The sequence below is a fragment of the Ruegeria sp. AK4 genome, from assembly GCF_056541025.1.
The window spans coordinates 561,207-572,551 of record NZ_JBQFXS010000001.1 but is presented as its reverse complement, the minus strand read 5'-3'; the positions used below and the strand labels follow the sequence as shown (position 1 = coordinate 572,551).

At 59.7% G+C, this 11,345-nt stretch carries 8 protein-coding genes and 1 tRNA gene; 2 read left to right on the top strand and 7 right to left on the bottom strand.

What is annotated here, in order from left to right; all coding sequences use genetic code 11:
• Positions 1 to 89: 89 nt before the first annotated feature.
• Positions 90 to 1,610, top strand: a complete 1,521-nt coding sequence (locus ACR0EZ_RS02550; protein ID WP_480610411.1) for a trimethylamine methyltransferase family protein — start codon at positions 90 to 92, stop codon at positions 1,608 to 1,610.
• A gap of 76 nt (positions 1,611 to 1,686) precedes the next feature.
• A complete protein-coding gene (locus tag ACR0EZ_RS02545) occupies positions 1,687 to 2,661 on the top strand; it encodes an agmatinase (protein ID WP_480611136.1) in 975 nt (324 codons plus the stop codon).
• Here the strand turns inward: ACR0EZ_RS02545 and ACR0EZ_RS02540 are convergent.
• The 7 genes from ACR0EZ_RS02540 to ACR0EZ_RS02510 form a co-directional block, all read right to left on the bottom strand.
• Positions 2,654 to 3,634, bottom strand: coding sequence for an arginase family protein (locus ACR0EZ_RS02540; protein WP_480610409.1), 981 nt, complete (start codon positions 3,632 to 3,634; stop codon positions 2,654 to 2,656). The genes ACR0EZ_RS02545 and ACR0EZ_RS02540 overlap by 8 nt on opposite strands.
• Before the next feature lie 55 nt (positions 3,635 to 3,689).
• Entirely contained in the window at positions 3,690 to 5,279 is a 1,590-nt protein-coding gene (locus tag ACR0EZ_RS02535; protein WP_480610407.1) for an ABC transporter permease, read from the bottom strand.
• Positions 5,276 to 6,313, bottom strand: coding sequence for a quaternary amine ABC transporter ATP-binding protein (locus tag ACR0EZ_RS02530; RefSeq protein ID WP_480610405.1), 1,038 nt, complete (start codon positions 6,311 to 6,313; stop codon positions 5,276 to 5,278). The genes ACR0EZ_RS02535 and ACR0EZ_RS02530 overlap by 4 nt, the downstream gene beginning before the upstream one ends.
• 81 nt (positions 6,314 to 6,394) lie before the next feature.
• Complete coding sequence (locus tag ACR0EZ_RS02525) at positions 6,395 to 7,345, bottom strand: ABC transporter substrate-binding protein (RefSeq protein ID WP_480610403.1); 951 nt, start codon at positions 7,343 to 7,345, stop codon at positions 6,395 to 6,397.
• 338 nt (positions 7,346 to 7,683) lie between these two features.
• Positions 7,684 to 7,773: transfer RNA gene (locus ACR0EZ_RS02520), tRNA-Ser, on the bottom strand.
• An 89-nt stretch (positions 7,774 to 7,862) separates the two neighbouring features.
• A complete protein-coding gene (locus ACR0EZ_RS02515; RefSeq protein ID WP_480610401.1) occupies positions 7,863 to 10,298 on the bottom strand; it encodes a DUF3772 domain-containing protein in 2,436 nt (811 codons plus the stop codon).
• A complete protein-coding gene (locus ACR0EZ_RS02510) occupies positions 10,298 to 11,332 on the bottom strand; it encodes a cysteine synthase A (protein WP_480610399.1) in 1,035 nt (344 codons plus the stop codon). Before ACR0EZ_RS02510 ends, ACR0EZ_RS02515 begins: the two co-directional genes overlap by 1 nt.
• Positions 11,333 to 11,345: the final 13 nt, after the last annotated feature.

Genomic DNA, 11,345 nt, shown 5'->3' with positions numbered 1-11,345 from the left:
TATTAGAATTCGAAAACCCCACCTTCGCTTTTGCCGGTTGCGTTCGTTGATATTTAACATACCCAAAACCCATACCGGAGAGCCCGAAGATGTCATCAGAAGGCAGCAGAAGAAGCGGCCGCCGCGCCCGTATCGCGCAACGTGCGGCCAAGCCTGAATTCGACCCCTGCCCTCCGGGCCAGCGCGGAGGGTCGTTTCGCCCGTTGGCCGAGGCCGAGATCGCCCTGATCCACGACACCGCATTGCGGCTGCTTGAAACGCTCGGGATGGGAAATGTCCCGGATCGGCTGCGCCGCGACCTGCTGGCGGGCGGAGCACAGACGGGCGAACAGGACAGGCTGCTGTTTCCGCGCGACATGGTTGAAAACGCCGTCGCTTCGGCGGCCAAGAGCTTTGTGTTTCACGGACGGGATGAAAACCGTTCGATCGAAGTTAGCGGAGATCGCGTGTTTTTCGGAACCGGCGGCGCTGCGGTGCAGACGCTGGACATGGGCACGGGCCTCTACCGTCCTGCCACGTTGACCGATCTGCATGATTTCACGCGCCTTCAGGATGTGTTGGATAACGTCAGCTGGTTCACCCGGTGCTGCGTTGCGACCGATGTGCCGGACGTTTTCGATCTGGATCTGAACACGGTTTACGCTTTGGTGAAAAACACGACAAAACCCATCGCGACCTCATTCACGCTTGCCGAACACGTCGCCCCGATTGTCGAAATGCTGGACATTGTCGCGGGCGGTCCGGGCGCGTTTTCCAAGCGTCCCTTTCTGAAAGCCCATATCAGCCCGGTGATCTCACCCCTGCGCTATGGCGAGGATGCGGTGGATGTCGTCTACGAATGCGTCCGGCACAATATCCCGATGTCCTGCATTACAGCGGCTCAGGCCGGGGCGACGGCCCCTGCGACTCTGGCCGGGTTCCTTGCGCAGTCATTGGCGGAAACATTGGCCAGCCTCGTGATGGTAAATACGATCCAACCGGGCTTTCCGATGGTCTTCTCAAACTGGCCCTTCATCGTCGACCTCAGAACCGGAGCGTTCGCGGGCGGCAGCGGCGAGACCGCGATCCTGAATGCCGCTTCGGCGCAGATCATCAACTGGCTGGGACTACCCTCGGGCGTTGCGGCGTCGATGACGGATGCCAAGGCAATCGATGCGCAATACGGGGCTGAAAAGGGCATGACCTCACTGGCCGCTGCCTTGGCGGGGGGTAATCTGATCTATGAGAGTTCGGGTATGACGGCCTCATTGCTGGGCGCGAGTTTCGAAGCTTTCGTTCTGGACAATGAGATGCATTCGCACACCTATCGCGCCCTTCGCGGTATTGAAGTAACCGAAGAAAACCTTGGCTTCGACGCCATTTGCCAATCCGTACTGGGCGACGGTCATTTCCTTGGCAGTTCCCATACCTACGCCGCGATGGAGCGGGATTACTTCTACCCCACGCTCGCTGATCGCAATGAACCCCGAACGTGGGAACAGGATGGTGCCAAAGACGCCTGGACCACCGCCCGCGACCGCGCGCAAGAGATTTTGGGAACGCACCACCCCGAATACCTGACGCCCGAGCAGGACGCAGAAATCCGCAAGCGATTTCGGATTTTGGCCTGACGGAATCGCCAATCTTCTGCTTGCACGCATGCCGGTACAGGATAGGCTCGGCGCTGAATATGACGGAGAAGAACAGATGGCAGACGATTTCTTTCAACCGGTTTCGGCGATGGAACTGGCCCGGTTTGCCGGTGTTCCGACCTTCATGCGCCTGCCCCAGTTGTCTAAGGATCACGCCCGGTTTGGCGAGGTCGAAATTGGCCTGGTCGGCCTGCCCTGGGATGGCGGTACGACCAACCGACCGGGCGCGCGGCATGGCCCTCGGCAGTTGCGCGATTTTTCGACGATGATCCGGGCGATGAACCCGGTTACGGGCATAGCGCCGTTTTCGTTGACCAATTGCGCGGACCTTGGGGATGTCGCGCCCAATCCGGTTGATATCGGTGACACTCTGCAACGCATAACCGCGTTCTATGCCGATCTTGTGCAACGCAAAATCGTACCGCTGACCGCCGGAGGCGACCACCTGCCAACCCTGCCGGTCCTGCGCGCGCTTGCAGCCGATGGCCCGTTAGGCCTGATCCAGTTCGACAGCCACACCGATCTGTTCGACAGCTATTTCGGAGGCCACAAATTCACCCACGGCACCCCCTTTCGACGCGCGGTCGAAGAAGGGCTGGTCGATCCCAAGCGCTTCGTTCAGGTCGGCATCCGGGGCACCGCCTATAACACCGAAGATATCGAATGGGGCGAGGTTCAGGGCATCCGCATCATTCGTATCGAGGAACTGTTCGACCGGGGCATCGACGATGTCATGGCCGAGGTTCGCCAGATTGTCGGCACCGCCCCCACCTACTGCACCTACGATATCGATTTTGTTGATCCGGCATTTGCACCGGGGACCGGCACGCCTGAAGTCGGTGGTCCCAACAGTTTCCAGGCGCAGCAGGTCATTCGCAAAATGTCCGGGCTGAACCTTGTCGGGGCCGATCTGGTCGAGGTGGCTCCGCCGTTCGATCCCAGTGGAGGAACCGCCTGGCTGGGAATCTCACTGATGTTCGAACTGCTTTGCGTGCTGGCCGAGGCCGTCGATGCGCGCCGGGCTACTTAGCCGCGACGTTTTCGGCGATCATCGAGATCATCTCGTACATGACAGCAGCCGCTGTCAACGCGGTGATGTTGTTCGGGCTGTCCTTTGTGGGCATCATGCAGACGACGTCTCCGCCCACGATGTTCAGACCACGCGCCGCGCGCAGGATGCCGACGGCCTCGTCAATGTCGAACCCCTTTTCGCCGGGTTCCAGATTGGAAACCGCAGGCGCGACTGTGGGATCAAGGCAATCCAGATCAAACGTGATATAGACCGGACGATCCCCCAGAACATCCCGCGTCTGGTCGATCACATCCTCAAGCCCGCGCTGGCGAAACTCGCGCATCGTTACGATGTTGTAGCCATAGTCGTAAGACGGCTGTAGCCAGTCCAGACTGCGCGGATGTCCCCTTAGCCCGATCTGCATGGACCGGGTCGGATCGACCTGCCCCTGATCCGCAAGATAAGCCCCCCAATGGGCGGCAGATTTCTTGGCCCCGAGGAAGTGATCGACCTTGGTGAACACATCCGTATGCGCATCCAGATGCAGAAAGCTGATCGGTTCACCGCCCGCCAGTTTTCCGCCGCCCAAAGCCTGCACAATCCCCCCAGTTATCGAGTGATCGCCGCCAACTGACACCGGGCGCGCGCCTGCCTCGTCAATGTCCTTGTAGAACGCGGTGATGCGCTCGATACAGTCTTCGTTGTCATTGGCGCGTGGAAACGGCACGTCCCCCACATCGGCAATCTTTGCGCTGTTCCACGGGTCGGTTCCAAACACCGAATGCACCCGGCGCTGCACCGCCGAGACATGACGCAAGGCCCTTGGTCCCAGATGCTGATCCCGCTCGGTCGTCCCGTTACCGGTCGAGTGCGGAACACCGACCAGCGCAATATCCTGCCCCTGCGGCCCTGTATTCGGACAGCGGAACAGGGTGGGGACACCCCACCAATACAGGTTTTCCATCATCGACTGCTCGTAACGATCCGTCATGCCATACCCCTTGAACAAAAAAACACCCCCGGCAGGGCCGGAGGTGCGTATGCCATCAAATTTTCTCGTCTTCTCGCCGGAAGGCGCCCTGAACGATACGGTCGATGACCATCGCGCAGAACAGGATCGCAAAGCCGCCCAACAGGCCCGGACCCTTGGCGGCGTATTGCAGCGCCTCAAGGATTTCCTTGCCCAGCCCGCCGCCGCCGATGAGCGAGATGATCACCACCATCGACAGGCACATCAGGATCGTCTGGTTCACCCCGGTCATGATCGACGGCAAGGCCAGCGGAATCTCGACATCCTTCAGCAATTGCCATTTCGAGGCTCCAAAGGCCACGGCGGCCTCTTTGATACTGTCGGGCACGCCTTTCATCCCCAAAGCCGTCAGGCGGATCACCGGCGGCATGCCGAAGATGATCGTTGCCAGAATACCCGGCGGGTTGCCGGTGCCGAAAAAGGCGATGATCGGGATCAGGTACACAAAGGCCGGCAGCGTCTGCATCAGGTCCAGCACCGGTTCCGCTGCGCGATAGGCGCGCTGGGATTTGCCGAACCAGATGCCCAGCGGAATGCCGAAGACGACGCACAGCAGCACCGCCGCACCCACCAGTGCGACCGTTTCCATCGCCACATCCCAATAGCCAAGCAGCGCGATATAGGCCAAGGACGACGCGGTAAAGATCGCGACCCGAGGACCCGCCGCGCGCCACGCCGTGACACAAATCACCAGCATGACAACCGGCCAGGGTGAGCCGATCAAGGCAATCGTCAGCGCATCCAGAACCGAGCGGACACCCGCGACGATCCCGTCAAAGATATCGCCACCCGCCAATGCAGCGGCGTCAATCCGCGCCTCCATCCACGATGCCAGAGACGAGTACAATGTCCCACCGCCGTCACCCAGGAAAAGCGCCGACACCTCTTGCTCCGGGAATGCGTCCAGCAATGGAAGCGAGGCGTTTACGGTGAACTTGTACACGATCAACGGCCCAATCGCCGCGATCAGAACAGCGCCCAGCACAATGTTTCGGGTGGACCGGCCGCTTTCGACGCGCGCCGGATTGACCCGCCATTTCGAGTACTGTTTTTCATACACCCGGTCGGCATAAAAGCCCTGCACCAGTTTGAACACCACCAGCATCAGCAGGCCGGTGATCAGAATTCCGGATGCTTCGGACTGCGCGGCCAATGCCCTTTCCAGACTGGTATCTGCCGCCTTTTGGATATTCTCGGCCATCCGCGTAAAGCGGTCGATATCGGATTGCTCTGTCGCCGCTGCGGCGCGGTCCAGAAACTCTTGCGCCCGCGACTGCTGAGTGGCCGCCCGGTCGGCGAATTCAGCGCCGGGGTTGCCCCACAAGCCGCGCCCGATCTGGACCCAGGCGATGATTTCAAGGATCAGAAATGTCCAGAACATCCCCCAGACAGCGCGCGACGCCGACCAGAACGGCCCCAGAACCGCCGCCCATATATTGAACGTGTTCGGCACGGCGCTGGTGGCGTCATGGATCTTGTGGAAGGTTTTGACGTAGTAGTCCCCGTTTGGACCAGCGAATTCGTGGATCGACCTGTCAAGCGCGTCGCGGTCGACCTCGATATCCGAGGCAGCAGTGACCTGTATTTCTGCGGTCATGTCAGTCATTCTTGCTTGCCTCCCTGAATTCCGCGCAGCAGGCGCGGTTTGGTCACGACGCCAACATCGGCCCCGGCATCGGTGATGACGACCGGCATGTCGGTGTTCACGGCCAAATCAATTAGCTGGTCCAGATCCGCCGCCTCATCAGCGCGCGGCGCGCCCTCCAGCGGGCCGGAATAGCTGGCGACGGGTTCCATGATCGAATGCGCCTTGACGAGTTTCAGCTTCGAGATGCCCTGCACAAACTCGCGCACATAATCGTCGGCGGGGTTCATCACGATATCCTCGGGCGTGCCGATCTGAACGATGACACCGTCCTTCATGATCGCGATCCGGTGGCCGATGCGAATGGCCTCATCCAGATCGTGAGTGATGAACAGGGTCGTTTTCTTCAGCTGCGCCACCAACGCCTTGAACTGGTCCTGAAGCTGCAGCCGGATCAACGGGTCAAGGGCCGAGAATGGCTCGTCCATCAGCAGAACCTCGGGGTCCGAGGCCAGCGCGCGGGCGATACCCACACGTTGCTGCATCCCGCCGGACAGTTCCTTGGGCAGCCGGTCCTCATACCCGGTCAGGTTCACCAGCCCAAGTGCGTGGTCCGAAACAGCCCACCGTTTGGATTTCGAAACCCTGCGGATTTCCAGCGGGTAAGCCACGTTGTCGCGCACCGAACGGTGCGGCATCAGCGCCATATGCTGAAACACCATACCGATCTGCTGGGCGCGAATGCGCCGCAACTCGGTTTCGGATATTTTCGAGACGTCATGCCCGAGGATTTCGATCTTGCCCGCCGTCGGCTCGATCAGGCGGTTCACATGGCGCACCAGTGTCGATTTGCCCGAACCAGACAGGCCCATGATACAAAAAATCTCGCCGCGCGAGACCTCAAAGCTGGCATCCTGCACGCCCACCACGCAGCCGAATTGTTCAAGGACTTCGGGCTTGGTCAGCCCTTCCTTCAGGACAGCCTCCATCGCTTCGGGCGCGCGGTTGCCAAAAATTTTCCAGACATGTTCAAGTTTTACGACGGATTCGTCCATTAGCCCCCCATAAGGCGTTGTTTTGCCAGACAGATAGGAAAAGGGCCGCAGCGAGGGTTCGCCACGGCCCCGAATGCTGGGTCAGTTGGTCAGCCAGCCGATAACGGTGTCTTCGTTTTCAGACACCCACTGCCGGGCGAAATCAGCCGCCTCGACATTGTCCACCGCCAACGCCTTGCCCATCGCGCTCAGGTCGTCGCCCTGCATCTGATAGTTGCGGAACAGAGCTGCCACTTCGGGGTAAGCCTCTTCCAGTTCCTTGGCATAGTGCAGATGCAACGTGGCCCCGTTCCATGCGGTCGAGGCTTCGGACTTCGCCAGCCAGTCCGGATCATCGGTTGGCTGCACGATGGTCCAGGTGGCGGGATCATGAGCCGGCTCTTCCAGAACGGTCAGATCCTGCGTCACGAAGATATAGTGCGGGCTATAGCAGAACCCGATCCATGGCTCTTCCGCCTTGGTCGCGTTCGCCAGATTTGCATACGCAATGGTTTCTTCATACTCGGTCATATCGAAAAGCTGATCATAACCGTATGACTTCGCGCGAATCTTTTCGACAACGGTCGAGGCCCATCCAGGCGCGCCGATCCAGACCTCGGGCGTGCCGTTCCCGTCGGTGTCGAAGATCGCGATCTTGTCCGGGTCGCTCAGGTCGTCGATGGATTTGATGTCATGCTTCTCGGCGATATAGGTCGGAACGCACATACCCTGCTCGGCCTGAACCGGTTTGTCGTTCATCACAACGGTGCCGTTATCCTTGACGTAAGTGTCGTGCAGGTTCTGCTGGTTCGGCATCCAGACCTCGGGGTGGACATGCATCGATCCGCTGTCCATCGCCTCGAAAACGATCGGGTTGGTGCCGTTCTGAAGCTCTACGTCCAGGCCCAGGTTTTCTTCGATCACAAGCTCAAGGATATGCGCCGTTGCATTGACCGAAGCCCAGTTCGGAACCCCGATTACGATGTCAGCCGCAACAGCCGGCATGGCGACCGCCATCGAGGCGCCACCCAAAAGCATCGATAGTTTGTTCATTCGATTTCTCCATGTTGAACATCTTAAGCGCACCAGACAGGTCCATCCGCCCGGCGGCGCGCTTTGGTTCTTAGTCGGCTGACACTTTCCTTGTGCTTTTGTCTTGTGCCTTGTTTTGCCGACTAAACATCTAAAGTGAAACATGCACGACCCGCCGCCATCAAGCGCCACTTAAGGCAAAGCTTGCATATGCGAAATTCATGGAATGAAGTTTCGATTTTTCAGAAATACTTGGACTTTATCGGTCGGTGCCAGACCACGCGAGCGTGCCTGTCATCAGAGCACCGATTTCGCGCCATCCGCAGCCACGGCAGGCTTTCTGGCTGAACGAAAGTAAGTGGCGGAGAGACAGGGATTCGAACCCTGGAGACGGTTTCCCGCCTACACACTTTCCAGGCGTGCGCCTTCGACCACTCGGCCACCTCTCCGTGCCGGCGATAATTGGACTATCGCCCAAGGATTTGCAAGGGGTGAATGGGGCGAATTTCAACCTTTGCCGGTCGGATCGAAAACACCCCTAAATCTCATCCCCATCCCCGTCGGACAGGTCGGCTTCGGTCATGTCGACCGGGGACGATGATGGTGTCTTTGGTTGATCGCTTTCAACCTTGGCAGCCGGTTTTGCGGGCGAAGCCGGGGCACCCAGAGCTTCCGGGTTACGCAGCCACACGTCACGCTGGGCAAAGGGAATTTCAATGCCTTCTTCAACGAAGCGCCTGTTGATTTCGTGGTTCATGTCGGACTTGACCGACAGGACCCAGTTCACGTCCCGCAGGATCGCCCTGATCTCAAAATCCAGAGAATCCGCTCCAAAGCCCTGAAACACGACGCTTGGCGCAGGATTGGCAAGAACCATGGGATGGTTGTTGGCAATCTCTCCCAGAATTTTCTCGACCCGCCGCGTATCTGTCCCATAGGCGACGCCAACCGGCACGATCACGCGACCGACGGTATTGCCGCGTGTGTAATTCGTGACGACCCCGCTGATAAGGTCCGAGTTCGGGACGATGACATCGGTTCTGTCGAAGGTTTCGATCCGTGTCGAGCGGACCGAGATGTCGCGCACATAGCCCATCATCCCGTTCACATCGATCCAGTCCCCTTTCGAGATCGGACGCTCCACAAGCAGGATGATGCCCGAGACGAAATTCGACACGATGGTCTGCAGACCAAAGCCGATCCCGACCGACAAGGCACCGGCAACGATGGCCAGCGACGACAGATCGAACCCGGCGACCACGATTGCCGATAGCGCGGCCAGAAAGACCCCGACATAGCCGGTGCCTGCCACGATTGCGTTCTGCCCACCCGGATCGATTGTGGTTTTCGGCAACAGGGAATTGCGTAACCCGCTTTGCAGCAACCGCGTCAGCCCGTAGCCGATGGTAAATATCACCACGAAGGTGAAGAAGTTGCTGGGCGAGATGGTGACGCCACCGATATCGAAACCCAGCAACAGCCGCGACCAGGCCTCGGACAGGTCGGTTTCGCGCGCGCCCCAATAGATCGCCAGAACAGGCAGAGCCAAAATCGCCATCGCAAAGCCGATGAGCACGGCGAACAGCGACTCTTTCGCCGTCTCACCCTGCCCGGTGATCCAACCGTAGACCGCGGTCAGGAACCGCTGCACGATCACCAGCGCTGCGATCAGGACCAGAGACCTGACTGCCGGATAGACGATGGCTTCGGCGGCATTCGTGTACCCCACGACGGCCAGAATCGGACTGACAATTCCCAGCAGGAACAGGGCGCGGCGCAAAAATTCGATCAGTTGGCCCAACCCCGCACCACGCGTGGTGGCGGTTGGCTCGTCGGAAGTGGCCGCGGTCTCGGAACTACGGACCTTTCGGACGCGCAGCAGCACCAGCGCCGTGGCGACGGTGACAGGGAAACCAACCACCGCCCGGGTCGCGTCCGAGATGTTTTCGATCTGATCGAACAGATCCACCATTTCGTGCAGGATCAGCAAGATCGCCAGCAGGTCGAGGTAGACCCGTATCTCGGCCACGCGATTGGCGCTCAGCCGTTTGAACCCCTGCGCCTGTTGCAGCACAAAGACCTGACGGCCAATCCAGTCGTAGTAAAGAATGATCGCCGCCCAATACGGCACTTTTTCAATCAACAGCGTGCCGCGAAAACCCGGCACGCCGGTCAGGACAATGGCTTCGACAATCAGCCAGACGCCCAGCCAGGGCAGGATAATGCGCAGCAGCGAGGTCAGAAAGGTCCAGACCCCACTGCCCTGCCCGCCCAACCGGCGCATGTAACTCGCGGCCAGTTCGGACCACGTTTTTCCGTAGAACAGCAGGACACCGGCGAATAAGACCAGCAGGAAGATTCCCAGACCCTGATTGCGCAGCTTTTCGTGAACCACATCGGTCTGAAAGTTGTTGCGGGCCTCGTTGAACAGGCTGCGCGCGGCCTCGACGATATCCTGCCAGGCCGGTCCCCAATAGACCGGATTGATCGGGGATGGGCCACGTTCCAGCAGTTCTTTCTTTTGGCGATTCCGCAGCAAATGATCGATCTCGGTGATCAGACCATTGGCGCGGCTGAACGCCTCTTCCGAGATGATTTTCGGCACCTGAAGCGCGTTCAGCTGTTCTTCCAGATGGGCGCGCAAATTTGCGATGTCTTCGGGTTCGGCCACATCCCCTTCGGGCTTGGGCCCAAGCGCGTCCAGCTGCGCCTCAAGCGTCTGAATGCGTTCGGTATTGGCCCCCCGCGCGCTGTTAAACTCATCCCGGTAGCTGTGGATTTTCGCCCGCAGATTCTCGAGCGTCGCATTCGGGGCGCGGTCGGCCTCGATCATGGATTCGGCAAGATCCGCCGTCTTGATCCAGCCCTGATAATATTCGCTTTGATCGTCGTTTAGTTGGGCCGCAACGGGGCCGCCCAGAACAATCAGGCATGTCAGGACAAGCGCAAAAAACCAGCGGACCCGCCGCAGCATCATACGTCCTCGAAGACGCCGGGAATGCTGCGCGGGGCTTCGGTCATCCAGTCGGGAACCGGCAGTTCCTTTTCGCGCAGGAATTCAGGGTTGAACAGCTTGGACTGGTAGCGCGTGCCATAGTCGCACAGGATGGTCACGATGGTATGGCCCGGCCCCAGATCCTTGGCCAGACGCACCGCGCCCGCCATGTTGATCGCGGTCGAGCCGCCCATGACAAGGCCCTCGTCGCGCAGCAGATCAAAGATGTAGGGCAGCGCCTCGTTATCGGTCATCTGATAGGCATAGTCCGGCTTGAACCCTTCAAGGTTCTTGGTGATGCGCACCTGCCCGATCCCCTCGGCGATCGAGCCACCCTCCATCGCGATCTCTCCGGTGGTGTAATAGGAATACAGCCCCGCCCCCATCGGATCGACCAGAGCGATCTTGACGCCCTTGGGCTGCAACGCATCCGCCACACCGGCCAACGTACCGCCCGACCCCACGGCAGACACAAAACCGTCGACCTTGCCACCAGTCTGTTCCCAGATTTCCGGCCCGGTGGTTTCCACATGCGCCTGCCGGTTGGCCACATTGTCGAACTGATTGGCCCAGATCGCGCCATTGGGTTCGGTTTGCGCCAGTTCCTCGGCCAGACGGCGGGAATAGTGCACAAAGTTGTTCGGGTTGCGATACGGCGCGGCCGGAACCTGCACCAGTTGCGCCCCGGCAAGGCGCAGCATGTCTTTTTTCTCTTCCGACTGGGTTTCGGGGATCACGATCACGGTCTTGAACCCCATCGAGGCCCCGACCAGCGCCAAGCCAATGCCCGTGTTGCCCGCCGTACCTTCGACAATCGTGCCGCCCGGTTTCAGCTCGCCCCGCGCGACCGCATCCCGAATGATGTAAAGCGCCGCGCGGTCTTTCACGGACTGGCCGGGGTTCATGAACTCGGCCTTGCCGAGGATTTCGCACCCGGTCTCTTCACTGATGCGGCGCAGCCGGATCAACGGTGTTTTTCCTACTGCGTCGGCAAGGTCTCGTGAAATGCGCATGGCACCCTCATGT